Source organism: Pseudomonas sp. G166 (assembly GCF_037027455.2).
Classification (GTDB): Bacteria; Pseudomonadota; Gammaproteobacteria; order Pseudomonadales; family Pseudomonadaceae; genus Aquipseudomonas.
In genome coordinates this window covers 1,537,043-1,556,409 of record NZ_CP146985.1, presented here as the reverse complement: position 1 = coordinate 1,556,409, position 19,367 = coordinate 1,537,043, and the positions used below count along the sequence as shown (strand labels likewise).

Annotated in this window: 20 protein-coding genes; 7 read left to right on the top strand and 13 right to left on the bottom strand. The window is 61.7% G+C overall.

The window, feature by feature from the left end; all coding sequences use genetic code 11:
• The first annotated feature begins 1 nt into the window (after position 1).
• A complete protein-coding gene (locus SGN16_RS06975; protein WP_335943588.1) occupies positions 2 to 1,165 on the top strand; it encodes an MFS transporter in 1,164 nt (387 codons plus the stop codon).
• Here the strand turns inward: SGN16_RS06975 and yiaY are convergent.
• The gene (gene yiaY, locus SGN16_RS06970) at positions 1,162 to 2,310 is read right to left on the bottom strand and encodes an L-threonine dehydrogenase (RefSeq protein ID WP_335943586.1); all 1,149 of its coding nucleotides are present in this window, start codon (positions 2,308 to 2,310) and stop codon (positions 1,162 to 1,164) included. The two genes, SGN16_RS06975 and yiaY, sit on opposite strands and share 4 nt — an antisense overlap.
• Positions 2,311 to 2,450: 140 nt before the next feature.
• Between yiaY and SGN16_RS06965 the strand changes: the two genes are divergently transcribed.
• Positions 2,451 to 3,470 carry a DUF4917 family protein gene (locus SGN16_RS06965; RefSeq protein ID WP_210643253.1) on the top strand — a complete coding sequence of 340 codons (1,020 nt, stop codon included), beginning with the start codon at positions 2,451 to 2,453 and terminating at the stop codon, positions 3,468 to 3,470.
• Between the two features lie 179 nt (positions 3,471 to 3,649).
• Here the strand turns inward: SGN16_RS06965 and SGN16_RS06960 are convergent, their stop codons facing one another.
• The 6 genes from SGN16_RS06960 to SGN16_RS06935 form a co-directional block, all read right to left on the bottom strand.
• Positions 3,650 to 3,994, bottom strand: coding sequence for a YegP family protein (locus tag SGN16_RS06960; RefSeq protein ID WP_335943585.1), 345 nt, complete (start codon positions 3,992 to 3,994; stop codon positions 3,650 to 3,652).
• A gap of 81 nt (positions 3,995 to 4,075) precedes the next feature.
• The gene (locus tag SGN16_RS06955) at positions 4,076 to 4,657 is read right to left on the bottom strand and encodes a DJ-1/PfpI family protein (RefSeq protein WP_210643251.1); all 582 of its coding nucleotides are present in this window, start codon (positions 4,655 to 4,657) and stop codon (positions 4,076 to 4,078) included.
• Positions 4,658 to 4,889: 232 nt separating this feature from the next.
• Complete coding sequence (locus SGN16_RS06950) at positions 4,890 to 6,107, bottom strand: SAM-dependent methyltransferase (RefSeq protein ID WP_210643250.1); 1,218 nt, start codon at positions 6,105 to 6,107, stop codon at positions 4,890 to 4,892.
• A gap of 196 nt (positions 6,108 to 6,303) precedes the next feature.
• A complete protein-coding gene (locus SGN16_RS06945) occupies positions 6,304 to 6,921 on the bottom strand; it encodes a TPM domain-containing protein (protein WP_210643249.1) in 618 nt (205 codons plus the stop codon).
• Positions 6,922 to 6,949: 28 nt separating this feature from the next.
• A complete protein-coding gene (locus SGN16_RS06940) occupies positions 6,950 to 7,702 on the bottom strand; it encodes a TPM domain-containing protein (RefSeq protein ID WP_210643248.1) in 753 nt (250 codons plus the stop codon).
• A 43-nt stretch (positions 7,703 to 7,745) separates the two neighbouring features.
• Positions 7,746 to 8,354, bottom strand: coding sequence for a LemA family protein (locus tag SGN16_RS06935; protein ID WP_210643247.1), 609 nt, complete (start codon positions 8,352 to 8,354; stop codon positions 7,746 to 7,748).
• A 252-nt stretch (positions 8,355 to 8,606) separates the two neighbouring features.
• Here SGN16_RS06935 and bglX point away from each other — a divergent pair, with 252 nt between their 5' ends.
• Positions 8,607 to 10,898: a beta-glucosidase BglX gene (gene bglX, locus SGN16_RS06930; protein WP_210643246.1), complete on the top strand. Its 2,292-nt coding sequence runs from the start codon at positions 8,607 to 8,609 to the stop codon at positions 10,896 to 10,898.
• A 132-nt stretch (positions 10,899 to 11,030) separates the two neighbouring features.
• Here bglX and SGN16_RS06925 read toward each other — a convergent pair whose 3' ends face one another.
• The 5 genes from SGN16_RS06925 to SGN16_RS06905 all read right to left on the bottom strand — a co-directional run bounded on the left by SGN16_RS06925 (position 11,031) and on the right by SGN16_RS06905 (position 15,378).
• Positions 11,031 to 12,188 (bottom strand): phosphatidylserine/phosphatidylglycerophosphate/cardiolipin synthase family protein, encoded by a 1,158-nt coding sequence (locus SGN16_RS06925; protein ID WP_210643245.1) that lies wholly within the window; start codon positions 12,186 to 12,188, stop codon positions 11,031 to 11,033.
• A 1-nt stretch (position 12,189) separates the two neighbouring features.
• Positions 12,190 to 12,780 (bottom strand): YceI family protein, encoded by a 591-nt coding sequence (locus SGN16_RS06920; RefSeq protein ID WP_210643244.1) that lies wholly within the window; start codon positions 12,778 to 12,780, stop codon positions 12,190 to 12,192.
• A gap of 148 nt (positions 12,781 to 12,928) precedes the next feature.
• Positions 12,929 to 13,237, bottom strand: coding sequence for an amidase (locus tag SGN16_RS06915; RefSeq protein ID WP_210643243.1), 309 nt, complete (start codon positions 13,235 to 13,237; stop codon positions 12,929 to 12,931).
• Positions 13,234 to 14,328: a serine hydrolase gene (locus SGN16_RS06910; protein WP_335943584.1), complete on the bottom strand. Its 1,095-nt coding sequence runs from the start codon at positions 14,326 to 14,328 to the stop codon at positions 13,234 to 13,236. Before SGN16_RS06910 ends, SGN16_RS06915 begins: the two co-directional genes overlap by 4 nt.
• 165 nt (positions 14,329 to 14,493) lie before the next feature.
• Positions 14,494 to 15,378: an acyl-CoA dehydrogenase gene (locus SGN16_RS06905; RefSeq protein WP_335943583.1), complete on the bottom strand. Its 885-nt coding sequence runs from the start codon at positions 15,376 to 15,378 to the stop codon at positions 14,494 to 14,496.
• 142 nt (positions 15,379 to 15,520) lie between these two features.
• On the opposite strand from SGN16_RS06905, the gene olsB reads away from it, so the two are divergent.
• A complete protein-coding gene (gene olsB / locus SGN16_RS06900) occupies positions 15,521 to 16,276 on the top strand; it encodes an L-ornithine N(alpha)-acyltransferase (protein WP_210643240.1) in 756 nt (251 codons plus the stop codon).
• On the top strand, positions 16,276 to 17,070 hold the full coding sequence (locus SGN16_RS06895; protein WP_210643239.1) for a lysophospholipid acyltransferase family protein: 795 nt from the start codon (positions 16,276 to 16,278) through the stop codon (positions 17,068 to 17,070). The genes olsB and SGN16_RS06895 overlap by 1 nt, the downstream gene beginning before the upstream one ends.
• A 53-nt stretch (positions 17,071 to 17,123) precedes the next feature.
• Here the strand turns inward: SGN16_RS06895 and SGN16_RS06890 are convergent, their stop codons facing one another.
• A complete protein-coding gene (locus SGN16_RS06890) occupies positions 17,124 to 17,708 on the bottom strand; it encodes an ACP phosphodiesterase (RefSeq protein ID WP_210643238.1) in 585 nt (194 codons plus the stop codon).
• A 156-nt stretch (positions 17,709 to 17,864) separates the two neighbouring features.
• Between SGN16_RS06890 and SGN16_RS06885 the strand changes: the two genes are divergently transcribed.
• Positions 17,865 to 18,167 (top strand): metalloregulator ArsR/SmtB family transcription factor, encoded by a 303-nt coding sequence (locus SGN16_RS06885; protein ID WP_003198672.1) that lies wholly within the window; start codon positions 17,865 to 17,867, stop codon positions 18,165 to 18,167.
• An 18-nt stretch (positions 18,168 to 18,185) separates the two neighbouring features.
• Entirely contained in the window at positions 18,186 to 19,352 is a 1,167-nt protein-coding gene (locus SGN16_RS06880; protein ID WP_335943582.1) for an MFS transporter, read from the top strand.
• Positions 19,353 to 19,367: the final 15 nt, after the last annotated feature.

The window sequence follows — 19,367 nt, the reverse complement described above, 5'->3', positions numbered from 1 at the left end:
GATGAAGCCCCGTACAACCCTGATCGTCACCTGCACCACAGTCTTCCTGGCACAACTGGGCATGAGCATCTACTTGCCGGCCCTGCCTGATATCGCCCGGGATCTGGGGGCCGATGCGTCCCGGGTATCCTGGGGGCTGTCGGTGTACCTGATCGGCATGGCCCTGCCCATGTTGTTATGGGGCAGCCTGGGCGAGCGCCTGGGGCGCAAACCGGTTCTGCTGGCGGCATTGGGGCTGTACGGCCTGGGCAACCTGGCCCTGCCGCTAGGCACTACGGTGGAAGCGTTCCTGACGCTCAGGTTGATCCAGGGCATCGGCGCCAGCGGGATCTCAGTGATGGCGCGGGTGTTGATTCGCGACAGTTTCACCGGTGACCTGCTGGCCAAGGCCCTGTCCTGGATCTCCATAGCCTTCGTGATTGCTCTCGGCATCGGCCAGTACCTGGGCTCGCTGATCCAGGCCGCTTTCGGGTGGGAGGCGATCTTCCAAGGGTTGGGCGCAGTCAGCCTGATCATGGCGGCAGTCGTGTCCCGGGCCCGGTTCGCGGCACTGGCACCAAGCGGCAACGGGCAATCGGCGTGGCGCATCTACGGACAGATCCTCACGCGCCGTGGTTTTTTGTTGCCGGCATTGGCGGGTGGGCTGGGTTACGGCGTGATCGTGGCCTTCAATACCGCAGCGCCGCTGATCCTGCAGGAAAGTTTTCGCTGGTCGCCCATTGAATACGGTCTCCTGGGTTGGCCAATCAGTGCGGCCTATCTGCTGGGCGCGCTGGCGGTGAACGCGTTTGTGCTGCGCACTGGCCAACGACGGATGATGCGCTGGGGCATCGCACTGGTGCTGGGCGGGAGCGCGACCATGCTGGCAGGCAGCCTCACCCTGGGCAGCGTCGCATTGCTCTTCTGGCTTCCGTATTGCTTTGCGGTGTTCGGCCAGTCGTTGAATTACCCCATCAGCCTGTCCCTGGCCAACGAAGGTTCACCCGTGGCCGGTGCTTATGCCATGGCGTTGAGCGGCTTTGTGCACCAACTGATGGCGTCGGTGATCGGCGCCATGGCCAGCCTGTTGGTGAGCCAACAGGCCTGGCCGCTGGCGGCGTTGTGCGCGCTGCTGGGGGTGGCGGCAATGCTATGTGTGAGGTCCATGCCGCCCCGAGCCGCTTAAAACGCGCTGCGGAAAATTTCCTCGATCTGCCGCTGGTCCGCCGCCCGTGGGTTGGTCAGGCCGCACGCATCTTTCAAGGCGTTGGCGGCCAACACCGGCACGTCGTTGAGGCGTACACCCAAGTCACGCAAACCGGCTGGAATATCCACGTCATGAGCCAGGCTGCGAATGGCTGCAATGGCGGCCTGGGCGCCCTCTTCCGGGCTGAACCCGCGCGCATCGACCCCCATGGCCAAGCCCACATCCGTCAGACGAGCAGCGCACACCGAGGCATTGAAGCTCTGCACGTGAGGCAGCAACACCGCGTTGCAGACGCCGTGAGGCAAGTCGTAAAAACCACCCAACTGGTGCGCCATCGCGTGCACGAAACCCAGCGATGCATTGTTGAACGCCATCCCCGCGAGAAACTGCGCGTAGGCCATATTCTCCCGTGCTGTCAGATCATTACCGTCGCGCACGACCAGACGTAGGTTGTTGCTGATCAGGGTGATGGCTTTCAGCGCGCAGGCATCGGTGATCGGATTGGCGGCGGTGGACACATACGCCTCGACCGCGTGGGTCAACGCATCCATGCCCGTGGCGGCGGTCAGGCCCTTGGGCATCGCCACCATTAGGGCCGGGTCGTTGACCGACATGAGCGGGGTCACGTTGCGGTCGACAATCGCCATTTTCACGTGGCGGGTTTCGTCGGTGATGATGCAAAAACGGGTCATCTCGCTGGCGGTGCCCGCCGTGGTATTGATGGCGATCAAAGGCAATTGCGGCTTGCTCGAGCGGTCGACGCCTTCATAGTCACGGATCTGCCCGCCGTTAGTGGCGCACAGGGCAATGCCCTTGGCGCAATCGTGAGGCGAACCGCCACCCAGCGACACCACGAAATCGCATCGGCTCTCCTTCAGCAGGCCCAATCCAAGCTCGACATTGGCAATGCTCGGGTTGGGCTTGGCACCGTCGAAGATCACCGAATCGATGTCTTGCAGCGCCAGTTGTTCGGCCACCATATTCGCGACACCGGCCTTGGCCAGCCCCGCGTCGGTGACGATCAGCGCCTTGCGAAAGCCGTAGTTGCGGATGGCGGTCATCGCTTCATCGAGGCAGCCCAGCCCCATGATGTTCACGGCGGGAATGAAAAAAGTACTGCTCATGGGGTCACGCTCCTGGTTGAGGCCGGATCGGCAGGGCCTACAGAATGACCGAGTAGTCATGGCGTATCTTGATCTGGCTCAAGACTGGGTCGTGATAAAGTCGCGCCCTGCCTTTTGCCACGTTTTGGATGAGCTTCGCGATGACCGATTTCCAGGAATATGACGCCCGGCTCGAAGATTGGGAGGCCGTGCGCGCCAATACCCTCTTCAGCGGCTTGCTGGTGGGTAATGGTGCCAGCCGCGCCGTATGGGACGATTTCGGCTATGACTCGCTGTTCGAAAACGCCCGCACCGTCGAAGAGAAACCGCTTAGCCCGTCGGAACTGAGCGTATTCGAGGCGATGCAGACGCGCAGTTTCGAACAGGTGCTCGGCGCGCTGAAAACCACCAGCCGGGTCAACAAAGCCCTGGCCGTCAGCTCCGCCGCGCCGCGCAACCGCTATTACGCGATAAAAGAAGCGCTGATCAACACCGTGCACGCTGTGCATATCCCGTGGCGACTGGTGCAGCCGTCGACCCTGGCAACGCTCAACCAGGAACTGAGCCGCTACCGCACGGTGTTCACCACCAACTACGATTTGCTCAACTACTGGGCGATCCAGCACGCGAGCGAGAATCTCACCGACTTGTTCTTCGGCAGCGATCACAGTTTTGACCTGAGCCAAGTGGCCACGGATAAACCGCGCCTGCTGTACCTGCACGGTGGCCTGCACCTGGTGCGCAACCAGGACGGCACCGCGCGCAAACTCACCTCTACCGAAGGCACGCTGCTGGGCAGTTTCGCCATCAACAACACGATCAAGACCCTCGACGACGTGCCGCTGTTCGTCAATGAAGGCCCGAGCCAGGACAAGCTCAAGACCATCCGCAGCTCCGACTACCTGTCGTTCTGCTATGACCAACTGCTGCACCACGCCGACAACCTGTGCCTGTTTGGCCATGCCTTGGGCGAGCAGGACAGCCACATCGTGCAGGCCCTGCGCCTGGCTGCACCGAAAACCGTGGCGATTTCGATCTACCCCCGTAGCCAGGCGTTCATCCAGCACCAGAAGCGCCATTACGCCAAAGTGTTCCAAGGATTGGAGGTGCAACTGCGGTTCTTCGATGCCAAGAGCCATCCGCTGGGCGATCCTAAGCTGTCGGTGCCAGTGGAGGTTTAGTCTCGGGCTACATGATCTGGAAACTCAACGCCCGATCAGCGCATGAGTGTGGCGAGGGAGCTTGCTCCCGCTCGGCTGCGAAGCAGTCGTCATTTGTGAGCCTGCTATGGGGACCGCTTCGCGGTCCAGCGGGAGCAAGCTCCCTCGCCACAGCAAGCTCGCTCCCACCGGGGGAAAACTCAAAGCGCCGCCACGGTCTTGTCCTTGATGACCGTTGTCGGCCCATTGGCCTTGACGCTGGCAATGCCTTTGTCTCGGGCGGCGTCCGAGGAATAGGCCTCGCTGCTGCCGATCACTTCGTGGTTGGCAGCCTTGAGATTGAAGTACGGATGGCCGTCCTTGGTGTTCTTGAGCTCGTAGCGCTCGGCCAACGGACTGTTTTTCTGCACCGAAGCGATGCCGCCGTCCGCACCGCTGCGGGTGGCATATAGCTCGCTGGTCAAAATCGTCTCGGCGTTGGCCGCCTTGAGCACGAACCGAAACTGGCCGTTGCTGCTTTTGCTGATTTCGTACCATCCAGACATAGGAGTTCTCCTCAGGCGCGCAAATAGTTGCCCAAGCAGTAAAGACCCGCTGTGCGTGTTCTGCCAGTCAGGCCCGCCGCGCTACAGGGTAATGGCCGTGCCCAGCAGGGTGAGGAATCCCGCCAGCCATTTCGGGTGCGCCGGCCAAGCCGGGGCGGTCGCCAGGTTGCCTTGGACGTGGCCTTCGGTCACGGCAATGTCGATATAGGTGCCACCCGCCAGGCGTACCTCCGGTGCGCACGCCGGGTAGGCGCTGCATTCGCGGCCGTCCAGAATCCCGGCCGCCGCCAATAGCTGCGCTGCATGGCACACTGCGGCAATCGGCTTACCTGCCAGGTCAAAATCGCGCACCAGTTGCAGGACATCTTCATTCAGGCGCAGGTATTCCGGCGCACGACCGCCCGGCACCAGCAGCGCGTCGTAGTCAGAGGCCTGGACACTGGCAAAGTCATGATTGAGGGCAAACAGGTGCCCCGGTTTTTCACTGTAGGTCTGGTCGCCTTCGAAGTCATGGATCGCCGTGCGCACGGTTTGCCCGGCAGTTTTGTCCGGGCAGACTGCATGCACGGTGTGGCCGACCATCTGCAACGCCTGGAACGGCACCATGACTTCGTAGTCTTCAACGTAATCGCCGACCAACATCAGGATTTTCTTAGCGGCCATGGATGGGCTCCTTTGGGAATGCGTGAGGGGTGAACGCATTAAAGGTAGTCCGGTAGGCCGGTAGACGTGGGATAAGCGGTGATTACCTGACGGGCTGCATAGGAATGAGGTTGCAGAGAGTCCTGTGGGAGCGAGCTTGCTCGCGATTCAGGCGACGTGATCTTTCAGACACGCCGCATAATCGTTCATCGCGAGCAAGCTCGCTCCCACAATGGATCGGCGTAAGCCGTTGTCAGGCGAGGTAACCGTCCGCCCGCAACAGCGTTTCCAGGCAGTGCTCGGTGACGTGGTAGAACGCCTTGAGCTCCTGGATTTTCGCCAGCAGTTCGGTCGAATCCATCGGTTCGGCGCGCTTGACGGCCAGGATCATCTTGTTCTTGTTGGTGTGGTCCAGGGAGATGAACTCGAACACCTTCGTTTCGTAGCCGCACGCCTCCAGAAACAGCGCCCGCAGGCTGTCGGTGACCATTTCCGCCTGCTGGCCCAGATGCAGGCCATATTGCAGCATCGGCTTGAGCAAGGCCGGGCTCTGGATCTGCAGGCGGATCTGCTTGTGGCAGCACGGCGAGCACATGATGATCGAGGCGCCCGAGCGAATGCCCATGTGGATCGCGTAATCGGTGGCGATGTCGCAGGCGTGCAAGGCGATCATCACATCCACCGCGCTTGGCGCCACGCTGCGCACGTCACCGTGCTGGAAACTCAGGCCCGGATGTTCCAGCCGCGCGGCGGCTTCGTTGCACAACTTGACCATGTCTTCGCGCAACTCGACACCGGTCACCAGGCCTTCGGCCTGCAAGGTGTTGCGCAGGTAATCGTGGATGGCAAAGGTCAGGTAACCCTTGCCCGAACCGAAATCCGACACCCGTACCGGTTTGTCCAGGGCCAGCGGCGAGGACGTCAGCGCATGGCTGAAGACTTCGATGAATTTGTTGATCTGCTTCCATTTGCGCGACATCGCCGGAATCAGCTCGTGCTTGTGGTTGGTCACGCCCAAATCAGCCAGGAACGGCCGGCTCAGATCAAGGAAGCGGTTTTTCTCGCGATTGTGCTCGGCCGAGGGCACTTCCCGCAGTTGCTGGGGCTTGCTCTTGAACAGCGAACTCTTGCCCTTTTTGCTGTATTCGAGCTGCGCCTCGTCGGTGACCGCGAGCAAATGCGCGTTCTTGAACGATGCCGGCAACAGCGCGGCAACGGTCGCTACACCTTCGGCCAGCGGGAAATTCTTGGTGATGTCGCGGGTCTTGTAGCGGTAGACGAAGGACAGGCACGGCTGGTCCTTGACCGTCAGTTGCTTGATGATCAGCCGTTGCAGGTCCGTTTCCTCGCCGACGTACTTGGCCAACACCAGCTTGATGAAAGCATTTTGTTCGAGGCTGGTGCGCAGCAGCTCGATGAACTGGGCGTGGTGATCCGGCGCAGGACGGGCGGGGGTGGCAGTGACAGACATGAAAAAAGCGGCCTCGGGGCGGGCGGATCGGGAATGGCGGGTATTTTAGGGGGGATGGGGTGAGAGGGCACGGGGAAATTCCCCAATGGTGCAAAATCCGCGAGATACCCTCTCGATCATGAGCAATCTCTTGCAAAGGGACTGGGCTTTTGTGGCGAGGGAGCTTGCTCCCTCGCCACAATGGTCCGGCAGGAAATCAGCCCAGAACCACCAACCGATTCGGCAGTTCATTGCGCTCGTGAGTCACCGGCACATGCACTTTGAGCAACTCGCCACAGGCCTCGATGCAGGTCACGAAGCCCTCCAGCGTCTGCCCCTGGCGGACCTGCTGGGTGAACGCCGCGACGATGGCATCCCAACGCTTGTTGTCCAGACGCTTGGAAATGCCTTCGTCCACCAGGATCTCGACATAGCGCTCGGCCTCGCAAACAAAAATCAGCATCCCCGTGCTGCCCACGGTGTGGTGCAGGTTCTGTTCGAGAAACTGCCGACGCGCCAGGTTCGAGGCTCGCCAGTGGCGCACGGAACGAGGGATCAGGTGCGTGGTGATCCTGGGAATGCGGAACACCAGGCACAGCACGACGAAGCTGACCCATTGCACCAGCAACAGGCTGTGCATGGCCAGCCAACCTGTCAGGTAATGCACCACGCCAGGCACCACCAGGGCCAACAGGCTGGCCCACAGCAGCGGAATGTAGGCGTAGTCGTCAGCGCGGGCGGCGAGCACCGTGACCAGTTCGGCGTCGGTATCGCGCTCGACCCGGGCAATGGCCTCGGCGACCTTGCGTTGTTCGTGTTCAGTCAGTAATGCCATGGTTAGAAATGCCTGCTCATTATTATTGTCACCAGCCGCCCGACGAACCGCCGCCCCCGAAACTGCCACCGCCGCCGCTGAAACCGCCGCCACCACCACCGCCAAAGCCTCCCCCTCCGGATCCGCTTGAGCCGCTGGAGCCACCCCGTCCCGCAGGCAGGATACCCAGCATCTGGCAAATGAATATCGTCACGATAAACAGCAGCACCAGGAAGATGAACAGCCCAGGATGACGCTCGACGAAATCCCCCTGCTCCTGCTCCCCGTCCGCACTGTACACCGGCGCCGGCTCATCCAGCGGGCTGCCGCCCAACACCACTAGCATCGCCGCCACGCCGTCGCTGATGCCTTTGTTGAAGTTACCGGTCTTGAACGCCGGGGTGATCACCTGGTTGATGATCACCGAGCTCTGGGCATCGGTCAGGCGATCCTCCAGGCCATAGCCCACTTCGATCCGCAGTTTACGGTCATCCCGGGCCACGATCAGCAACGCACCGTTGTTCTTATCTTTTTGCCCGATGCCCCAATGCCGCCCCAGCTGATAGCCGAAGTCTTCGATGCTGGTGCCTTGCAGGTCTGCCAGGGTGACGACCACCACTTGTTCGCCAGTGGCCTGTTCATGGGCCTTGAGCTGCGCGTCCAGTTGGCCACGCACCGATGGATCGAGCATCTGGGCGGTGTCCACCACCCGCCCGGTCAGCGCCGGAAATTTCAATTCGGCCTGGGCCGTGACTGCAAACACCCAGAGCAACAGCACCAGGCCAATTTTCAACACGCGCATTGGAACCTCATCCGTGGTAACGCCACAGCCTGTGGAGCATTGATCAGAACTTCACTTCAGGCGCTTTCTCGGCGTTGGGGCTGGTGGCCTCGAAGGTTTCGCGGATCGGCAGGTCGCTGTACATCACGCTGTGCCACAGGCGACCGGGAAAGGTGCGGATTTCAGTGTTGTACTTCTGCACCGCCAGGATGAAGTCACGGCGGGCCACGGCGATGCGGTTCTCGGTGCCTTCGAGCTGCGATTGCAAGGCCAGGAAGTTCTGGTTGGCCTTGAGGTCCGGGTAACGCTCGGACACCACCATCAACCGGCTCAACGCACCGGTCAACTGATCCTGGGCCTGTTGGAATTGCTTGAGTTTTTCCGGGTTATCCAGGGTGCTGGCATCGACCTGGATCGAGGTGGCCTTGGCCCGTGCTTCAATCACCGCGGTCAGGGTTTCCTGCTCATGCTGGGCATAGCCCTTGACGGTTTCCACCAGATTGGGAATCAGGTCGGCACGGCGCTGGTATTGGTTCTGCACCTGGCCCCAGGCGGCCTTGGCCTGCTCGTCCAGGGTCGGGATGTTGTTGATACCGCAACCGGCCAGCAGCGTGGTGAACAGCATCAGGGCCAGCATTTGCAGGCCTGTGCGGTGGTTCAGTCGTAGATTCATCGGGTGAAGCTCTCCCTTGCGATACATTGGAAAAAACACTGCCACCTATCTCACCGGCGTCTGGGGCATAATCTGCCGCCACACTGGATTGAATCGGGTCGATGGGCTAAAAGATGCGCAGTGCGAAACTAAGTTCAGCCCAATGGGTTCGAAAGTGTGCTGCATTTAACCGAACAACAATAGCCGCTCCTCACATTTTGGCTGACCGGCGTGTCCTGATTACCGCCCTTTAGGCTTGCGAGAAAACTATTCATGAAGAAGCTGTGTTTGCTGGGCCTGTTTGTCAGTCTGGCCAGTCAATCCGTATTAGCCGACAACCTGCCTGCCCCCATAGAGAACAAGGACGCGTTCATCAGCAACCTGATGAAGCAGATGACCCTAGAGGAAAAGATCGGCCAATTGCGCCTGATCAGCATCGGCCCGGAAATGCCCCGGGAGATGATCCGCAAGGAAATCGCTGCCGGCAACATCGGCGGCACGTTCAACTCCATCACTCGCGCTGAAAACCGTCCGATGCAGGACGCGGCCATGCGCAGCCGGCTGAAGATCCCGATGTTCTTCGCCTATGACGTGATCCACGGCCATCGCACCATTTTCCCGATCCCCCTGGCCCTGGCCTCGAGCTGGGACATGGACGCCATCTACCACTCCGGCCGCATTGCCGCCCAGGAAGCCGCGGCTGACAGCCTGGACATTACCTTCGCGCCGATGGTCGACATTTCCCGCGACCCACGCTGGGGCCGGACCTCCGAAGGTTTTGGCGAGGACACCTACCTGGTGTCGCGCATCGCCGGGGTGATGGTCAAGGCGTTCCAGGGTAATGGCGCCAACGCGGCCGACAGCATCATGGCCAGCGTCAAGCACTTCGCCCTCTACGGCGCAGTGGAAGGCGGCCGGGACTACAACACCGTGGACATGAGCCCGGTGAAAATGTACCAGGACTACCTGCCGCCTTACCGCGCCGCCATCGACGCCGGAGCCGGCGGGGTGATGGTCGCGCTGAACTCCATCAACGGCGTGCCCGCCACCGCCAACACCTGGCTGATGCACGACCTGCTGCGCAAGGAGTGGGGCTTCAAGGGCCTGGCCGTGAGTGACCATGGCGCCATCTTCGAGTTGATCAAGCACGGTGTCGCCAAGGACGGTCGCGAAGCGGCGAAGCTGGCAATCAAGGCCGGCATCGACATGAGCATGAACGACTCGCTCTACGGCAAGGAACTGCCAGGGCTGCTCAAGGCCGGTGAGATCGAGCAGAGCGACATCGACAACGCGGTACGGGAAGTGCTCGCGGCCAAATACGACATGGGCCTGTTCAAGGACCCGTACCTGCGCATCGGCAAGGCCGAGGACGATCCGGCCGACACTTACGCCGAAAGCCGCCTGCACCGCGCCGATGCCCGTGACGTGGCACGCCGCAGCCTGGTGCTGCTGGAAAACCGCAACCAGACCCTGCCCCTGAACAAAAACGCGAAAATCGCCCTGGTCGGCCCGCTGGCCAAGGCACCGATCGACATGATGGGCAGTTGGGCCGCCGCCGGGCGCCCTGCGCAGTCGGTCACCCTGTTCGATGGCATGACCCGCGCCCTGGGCGCTGAGTCGAAACTGATCTACGCCCGTGGTGCCAACATTACCGGCGACAAGAAGGTGCTCGACTACCTGAACTTCCTTAACTTCGACGCGCCGGAAGTGGTGGACGACCCGCGCCCGGCCCAAGTGCTGATCGACGAAGCGGTCAAGGCGGCCAAGGATGCCGATGTGGTGGTAGCCGCCGTGGGTGAGTCCCGTGGCATGTCCCATGAATCCTCGAGCCGCACCGACCTGAACATCCCGGCCAGCCAGCGCGAGCTGATCAAGGCCTTGAAGGCCACCGGCAAGCCGTTGGTGCTGGTGCTGATGAATGGCCGTCCGCTGTCGTTGCTCGAAGAAAAACAACAGGCCGATGCCATCCTGGAAACCTGGTTCAGCGGCACCGAAGGCGGCAACGCCATCGCCGACGTGCTGTTCGGCGACTACAACCCATCGGGCAAGCTACCGATTACCTTCCCACGCTCAGTAGGACAGATTCCGACCTACTACAACCACCTGAGCATTGGCCGGCCGTTCACACCGGGCAAGCCGGGCAACTACACCTCGCAATACTTCGATGACACCACCGGCCCGCTTTATCCGTTCGGCTACGGCCTGAGCTACACCGAGTTCAGCCTGTCGGACATGGCCCTGTCGTCTACCACCCTGAACAAGACTGGCAAGCTCGACGCCAGCGTGACGGTGGAAAACACCGGCAAGCGTGACGGCGAAACCGTGGTGCAGTTGTACATCCAGGACGTGACCGGCTCGATCATCCGTCCGGTGAAGGAACTGAAAAACTTCCGCAAGGTGATGCTCAAGGCCGGTGAGAAAAAAGTCGTCCACTTCACCATCACCGAAGATGACCTGAAGTTCTTCAACGCCCAGCTCAAATACGCGGCTGAGCCGGGCAAGTTCAACGTGCAGATCGGCCTGGACTCCCAGGAAGTGAAGCAGCAGAGTTTTGAGTTGCTCTGACCCTCAGGCAACACAAAACCAGCGTGGGAGCGAGCTTGCTCGCGATAGCGGCTTAACATTCAACTCAGATGTTGAATATCAGACCGCCATCGCGAGCAAGCTCGCTCCCACAGTTGTATCTGGGTGTTCGGGCTAACCCCGCCGATCCAACAGATTCACCACCACCCGATCCACCCACCCCCACAACCGCTGCTTGACCCGCTTCCACAGAGGTCGACGCTGCCAGGCGTCGAGGCTGACCTGCAGGCTCTGGGCGAAGTCCCGTTCGAAACTCGCCGCCACCGCACTGCTGAGCCCGGAATCCAAGGCTTCAAGGTTCGCTTCCAGGTTGAAACGCAGGTTCCAGTGATCGAAATTGCATGAGCCGATGCTGACCCAATCGTCCACCAACACCATCTTCAGGTGCAGGAAACATGGCTGGTATTCGAATATTTTCACCCCGGCCTTGAGCAGTCGAGGGTAGTAACGGTGCCCGGCGTAGCGCACGGAGGGGTGGTCGGTGCGCGGGCCGGTCAGCAACAGGCGCACGTCAATACCGCGGGCAGCGGCTTTGCGCAAGGAACGGCGCACGTTCCAGGTCGGCAGGAAATACGGCGTCGCCATCCAGATCCGCTTCTGACCACTGTTCAACGCCCGAGACAACGATTGCAGAATATCGCGATGCTGGCGGGCGTCGGCATACGCCACCCGGCCCATGCCCTCGCCCATTGGAGGCACGCGGGGCAAGCGCGGCAAACCAAAGTTGGAGGCCGGTTTCCAGGCACGGCGATGACGGTTGGCGAGCCATTGGCGATCGAACAGTAATTGCCAGTCGAGCACCAGCGGGCCAACGATCTCCACCATCACTTCGTGCCACTCACAGTGGTCATCGAGGGGGTTCCAGAATTCATCGGTCACACCCGTGCCACCAACCACTGCCAGACGCTGATCCACCAACAACAACTTGCGGTGGTCGCGGTAGAGGTTGCGTACCCAGCGGCGCCAGCTCAAGCGATTGTAGAAACGCAGTTCGACGCCAGCCTCGATCAGGCGGTTACGCAAGCCAAGGGTAAACGCCAGGCTGCCGTAGTCATCGAACAGACAGCGCACCCGTACCCCACGCTCGGAGGCCTGGACCAGGGCCTGGACCATCGCCTCGGCGCAGGCCCCCGCCTCCACCAGGTACAGTTCCAGTTCGACCTGTTCCTGGGCACGGGCGATTTCCACCAGCATGCGCGGAAAGAACTGCGGGCCGTCGATCAATAGTTCGAAGCGATTGCCTTCACGCCAGGGAAATACCGGGCCGCTCATGTCAGCGCGCCGTAAAAATCAGTACCGCATTCACCGGCACCGACAGACTGATGGCCGACAACCCAGCCAGGTTACGCAGCTTCTCCAGGCCCGGCGCCAAGTCGAAATCCGCGGCGTTGAGCACCAGCGGCTCGAGGGTCACCACTTGGAAGCGTCGTTCATCAAGGCGTGTCGCCAGCAGTTCAACGTTGTATTCATGCTGCTTGCCGTGCAGGTTCACCGTCAGCGGCAGGCGCAATTCCAACTGCGCTCCGTTGGCCAGGTCCTGGATCGGCACCAGGTCGATTTGTGCAGTGATGGTGGCTTCGGCAAATTGCTTGATCTCGAACAGCTCGGCGCGCATGCGTTCGTCCCGCAGGGGAATGCCACTGTTGATGGAGTCCAGCTCCACTTCCAGGCGGGCCAATCCGTTGGGCTGGACTTGGCCATGAAGCACCAGGAAGCGCTGGACTTCGGAGACATTGCCGTTTTTGCTACTGATGAACGACAGCCGCGACGATTCACCGTCCAGGTACCAATCGGCCTGGGCCGGCAATGCGGCGCAAGCCAGCAGCAAAGTCGCGACAGCGTGAGAGAAGGACCGCTTGAACATACACACTCGGAGGGCAGATAAACCTGTGGCGAACCTTAACCGCGCCGAGAGCGCTTGCAAACTGTCCGTTTCAACAACTGCTCAGAAATACAGGGAACCTGTGGTGAGGGGGCAAGCCTTGCTCCCACAATAGAATCGGGGTCCGGCCTTACTCCAACCGACACCCCTGCCGCGCCCCCATCCACCGCGCGCTGCTGCTACGCCCCAACCCGCTGACGGTGACGCGCTTCGCTTCGGGGGTATCGAGAAAGTCACTGATGGGCACCGACTGCTTCACATAGCCACGGCAATAATCAGCCGGTTGCTCCATCACGTAACGGCACGAGCAGTACTCCTTGGCGGTGTAGGCACTGATGATGTCGGGAAAGGCCCGCAGCGCCACCCGTTCAAGCCAGACCCAACCCAGCAGAGCGATGAGAAGCGCCAACGCCAGAGTGAGCAACAGTTTGCGTCTCATGGCTGCACCGCCCCGGCGAACACCGCCATGACTCGCTTGAGCAGTTCATTGTGGCGGTAGCTGCCGTCACGGTCATCGCCGTAGCGCACGATCACCAGCCTGGCGCTGGGGATGATGTACAACACTTGGCCCCAATGGCCCAACGCGGCGAATGTATCCGTTGGCGCATCGGGCCAGGGGCGGATCGCCGGGTCGACGGCGCGGTTGAGCCACCAATGCCCTCCGGGTACGGCCTCGTCCTGGCCGGCCTGGAAGCGGGCGAAGGGCTGGCGATTGAAGGCGACCCAATCCTTGGGGATCAACTGCCGTTCCCCCCAGCGACCGTCCCGTTGCATCAACAACCCGACACGCGCCAGGTCCCGCGCCGTGAGGTAGGCATAGGACGAACCGACGAACGTGCCGCTGGCGTCGGTTTCCCAGATGGCGTGGCGAATGCCCAAGGGGTCGAACAGGGCCGTCCAGGGGTAATCGGGATAGCGCGCCGGGCCGACGATGTTTTTCAGCGCCGCGGCCAGCAGGTTGCTGTCGCCGCTGGAGTAACGAAACGCCTGCCCCGGCGGGCTGAAGTCTTCATGCTGCGCGGTGAACGCCGCCATGTCGTGGCGGCCCCGGGTATACAGCATCGCCACCACCGAGGAGTTGAGCGGCGCGTATTCGTAGTCCTCTTGCCAATCCAGGCCCGAGGCCCAGTGAAAAAGATCGGCGAGGGTCATGTCCGGGTGCTTGCTCAGCGCCGGGTAGTATTTGGCCGCCGGCTCCTGCAGGCCAAACAGCTTTTGACCATAGGCCACGCCAAACACCGTCGCCATCAGGCTTTTGCTGACGGACCAGGTCAGGTGCGGGGTGTCGGCAGAGGTCGGCCCGGCGTAGCGTTCATAGACCAGCCGACCGTCCTGGATCACCAACAGCGCGTCAGTGCGGATGCCTTGCCGGGTGACATCGTCCCGGGGAGGGAAGGCGTATCGCTCCAGGGCTTCGATGGCCGGCCCGGTGGGGCGCGGACCGGTTGGCCATTGCTCGCCGGGCCAATCTTCAGCGTGGACATTCAGGGTGAGCAGCAGGAGCGGGATCAGGAACCAGCCTTTGAACATGCTTGGGGCTCGAAGGGTTGAACTTGCTGAGCCTAGTCAGACTTGATGACAGTTTCGATATTTGCGCCGTTTATAAGGGCCTCATCGCGAGCAAGCTCGCTCCCACAACGGACTCATGTGCGACAGAGATCCCGTGTGGGAGCGAGCTTGCTCGCGATGAGGCCTTCAAACCAGTGAAGATTCCAGCGCCTTGGCCAACCGCTTGGCCCGCGCGCCCGCCGCCATCTCCATCACTGCCTTGTCCCGCGTCCACATCTCGCGCCACGTTGCAGGCCCGGCAGCCAGTGCGTCATTCAGCTCGCCAGCGAGCCCTTCAAACTGGGCGAACAACCCACCCAGCAGGACATGCCCGGCAGCACTGGACGGGTTGTGACGGCTCACCTCGGCGCAGCCTGCCAGCAACGCCAGCAGGCGCAACTGCAAAGGCTGCGGCCAGCCACATTCCTGCCCCACGCCATACAACCAGGCGGTCATGGCGCTGAGTACGTAAAGGTCTTCCAGGGTGCGGAACGGTTTGACATACGCATCCCAACCGTCGCCCGCCAGCAATTCGCACAGCGCACCGTCTAGCAGTACGCGGCCATGGCTGATGTCCGGCATCAGGGCAATGGCCGGGAGCTTTTCCAGGGTCACGCCAGGCTCGCCGGGGTAGGCCACCGCCAGGTTCAGCCGTGGCGCTTCACCGGGTGCCTCACTACGGGCGGCGATCAACAGCCATTCGGCAGCATCGCCGGCGGTGACGAAATCCTTGCGCCCGCTCAGGCGCAAATCACTGAGGCGGGTCTGCATGTCCGCCGGGCGCAGGCTGCGTTGTTCGGTGGCACACAAGGCGCCAAGGCTCTGCGGCGCACTCGGCCACAGCACCCGCAGTGCCGCCTGATACCCCACCAGGAACGCCAGCCCCGGCGTTGCCATCAACCGCCCCCCGGCCACGGCCAGCTCGAATGGTGTGACCGGCCCCAGGCGCTGCAACAAGGTCGCATAACCCTCAGCCAGGTCCGACTGGGCGGGCAGGCGCTCACCACGTTCGATCAGGGTTTGCCAGGGCATAAGAGGCTCCTCGAGGGCTGTCATATAAGCATCACCAAAGCTTCATGGCGATGACACCGGGGCTACATAGCCTGACTTTGCACAACATGGCTGCATAAAGAAAGTCGATTGGCTGCAACTGAACAGCCCACGGAGATTCGCTATGACTCAGATCGCCCGCATCAGCGACACCGGCAATGAACGCCGCCTGCAAGCCGAACGCCTGATCGGCGCCACGGCCTTGCAAGAAGCCCAGGCCCTGCGCTTCAACGTCTTCAGCGGCGAATTCAACGCCAAGCTCAAAGGCGCGGAAGTGGGTCTGGACATGGATGATTATGATGTTCACTGCGCCCACATCGGCGTACGCGACCTGAACACCGGCCGTCTCGTGGCGACCACCCGCCTGCTCGACCACCAGGCCGCCAGCAGCCTGGGCCGGTTCTACAGTGAAGAAGAATTCAGCCTCCACGGCCTGGTCCATCTCAAGGGCCCGATCCTGGAAATCGGCCGTACCTGCGTCGACCCGGCCTACCGCAACGGCGGCACCATCGCCGTACTGTGGGGCGAGCTGGCCGAAGTCCTGAACGAAGGCGGCTACAGCTACCTGATGGGTTGCGCGAGCATTCCGATGCAGGATGGCGGCATCCAGGCCCAGGCGATCATGCAGCGCCTGCGCGAACGCTACCTGTGCACCGAACACCTGCAAGCCGTGCCGAAAAAACCGTTGCCGAACCTGGACGTCCCCTCCAACGTCATCGCCGAGATGCCACCGCTGCTCAAGGCCTATATGCGCCTGGGCGCGAAGATTTGCGGTGAGCCGTGCTGGGACGAAGACTTCCAGGTGGCCGACGTGTTCATCCTGCTCAAGCGCGACGAACTCTGCCCGCGCTACGCCCGCCACTTCAAGGCAGCGGTCTGATGAGCCGGCTGCGGGTGTACGCGCGAATCGCGCGAGTGTTGCTGGTGGTAGCGCTGGGCCTGAGCATGGCTTGCCTGTTCGGGTTGTTCGAACGCCTGGGGATTGCCAACTCCATGGTGCGTCGCCAACGCTGGTCACGGTTCTTCATGGCGCGGTTGAGCCATGCCCTGCCTTTTTCCGTGACGGTTCATGGCCAGTTGCCGCAACTTCCGATGCTGTGGGTCAGCAACCATGTGTCCTGGACCGACATCCCGTTGCTGGGCATGCTCACCCCGCTGTCGTTCCTGTCCAAGGCCGAAGTGCGCACCTGGCCCGTGGCCGGATGGCTGGCCGCCAAGGCCGGCAGCCTGTTTATCCGGCGCGGTTCGGGTGACAGCCAGTTGATCCGCAAACAGATGAGCCGCCACCTGGAACAGGCTCATCCGCTGCTGATGTTCCCCGAAGGGACCACCACCGATGGCCGTTCGTTGCGCACCTTCCATGGTCGCCTGTTGTCAGCTGCCATCGATGCCGAAGTGGCGTTGCAGCCGGTGGCGATCCGTTACCTGCGCAATGGCGAACCGGACTCGCTGGCACCGTTCATTGGCGATGACGACTTGCTGTCGCATCTGATGCGCCTGTTTGCCAATGATCGGGGCGATGTGCACATTCACCTGCTGCAACCGATCGCCTGCCACGGCCAGGAACGTGCGGCCCTGGCATTCCAGGCGCAACAGGCGGTGCACAAGGCATTGTTCGGCGAGATCCCGGAGAAACAGCAAGCCCCAATGCGGCCTGCTGCCATTGCGGCCTGATCCGGACAACCTTGTGCAATCTCTTGTGGGAGCGAGCAAGCTCGCTCCCACAATTAGTCCTGCGGCGTGACTTGGCTTTGAGCAAAATCCTGAAGCTGTGGGTAGAACAGCCGGAAATCTTCGCTCAACGGCTCATAGAGCCTGATCAACTCCTGCATCGCTCCCGCCAGTTCTTCTGGCCGGGACAGGCGTCTGGAGATTCCCCGAAGCACCTGCCCAAGCACCTCGAATTCCCGATAGGAACCCAGCCAATCATCCGCCGCCATATAGGGCGCGATCTGCGCCAGGCGCCCCGGCAGCTGTGGCTCACTGGTCAGCACCTGATACACGCGAGAAGTGAAATCCACCAGCGGACCATCGCCGTACAACCTCCAATCCCGGGCCAGGCAATGGTCGAAAAACACATCGAGCACGATCCCGGCATAGCGCCGGCGCACCGTGGAAAACCGCGACAGGGCATTGTCCACCAAGGGATGGCGGTCGGTGTACATGTCGATGCGTCGATGCAGGGCTATCGCCGCTTCGATCTGCGGATCGTATTGCCCTTGCAGCGGCCCTTTGACGAAATCGCCATAGAGGCTGCCAAGCAGTTGTTCCCGGCCAGGGCCGCCGAGGTGCAGGTGCGCGAGATAATTCATGGCAGGCAGCTTAGCACCGCCACGCCCATATCGTTATAACCCGATATAGCGATTTGTTCGCCTCTCAGATCGAATCCATATTTGTATATCGCGAAATAACGATTTAAGGTTCGCCTCATCGCGATATAGCGTTTTACTCATCACGAGCTGCCCCCAATGACCCTTGACCTCGACGAAATAATAAAAGCCCTGGCACACCCAGTACGGCGAGACATCCTCAACTGGCTCAAAGACCCCAAGGTCCAGTTTCCCGAACAACTGCACAACCACGAATTCGGCATTTGCGCCGGACAGATCGACCAGCGTTGCGGCCTGTCGCAATCCACGGTGTCTGCGCATTTGGCGGTGTTGCAACGGGCGGGGCTGATCACCAGCCAGAAGGTCGGTCAATGGCATTTTTTCAAACGCAACGAGGAAGTGATCCAGCAATTCCTCAAGCAAATGAGCCAAGAGCTCTGACCTGACAAGGACTCCATCATGCCCCTCTCACTCCTCATCCTGGCCCTGAGCGCCTTCGCCATCGGCACCACCGAGTTCGTCATCATGGGTCTGCTGCCCGATGTGGCGGCCGACCTGGGCGTGTCGATTCCGGGCGCCGGTTGGCTGGTGACCGGATACGCCTTGGGCGTGGCCATCGGTGCGCCGTTCATGGCCCTGGCCACCGCGCGACTGCCGCGCAAGGCCGCCCTGGTGGCGCTGATGGGGATTTTCATCGTCGGCAACCTGCTTTGCGCCATCGCCAGCGACTACAACGTACTGATGTTCGCCCGGGTCGTCACCGCCCTGTGCCACGGCGCGTTCTTCGGCATCGGTTCGGTGGTGGCCGCCGGCCTGGTGGCACCCAACAAGCGCGCCTCAGCCGTGGCCCTGATGTTCACCGGCCTGACCCTGGCCAACGTGCTCGGCGTACCGCTGGGCACCGCGTTGGGTCAGGAAGCCGGCTGGCGCTCGACTTTCTGGGCCGTGACCGTCATCGGCATCATTGCCCTGATCGGCCTGATCCGTTTCCTGCCGGCCAAGCGCGATGAAGAAAAACTCGACATGCGTTCGGAACTGGTAGCCCTCAAGGGCGCAGGGCTGTGGTTGTCCCTGAGCATGACCGCGCTGTTCTCCGCCTCGGTGTTCACCCTGTTCACCTACGTCGCCCCGCTGCTGGGTGAAGTCACCGGCGTGTCGCCCCGTGGCGTGACCTGGACATTGGTGCTGATCGGCCTGGGCCTGACCCTGGGCAATATCATCGGCGGCAAGCTTGCGGACAAGAGCCTGGCGAACACGCTGATGGGCGTCTTCGTCACCATGGCCGTGGTGTCCACCGTGCTGAGTTGGACCAGCGCCGCGCTGATTCCCAGCGAAATCACCCTGTTTCTCTGGGCCACTGCCTGCTTCGCCGCCGTGCCGGCCCTGCAAGTCAACGTGGTGACCTTCGGCAAAGCCGCGCCCAACCTGGTGTCCACCCTGAACATCGGCGCCTTCAACATCGGCAACGCCTTGGGCGCCTGGGTCGGCGGCAGCGTCATCGACCAAGGTCTGGGCCTGACCTCCGTGCCCCTGGCCGCCGGCGCGCTGGCCGTGCTGGCGCTGCTGGTTACCCTGATCACTTTTCGCCAGGGCGGCAACGCCGACCTGGCACCGGCGACTCACTGACTTTTAACCACTCCC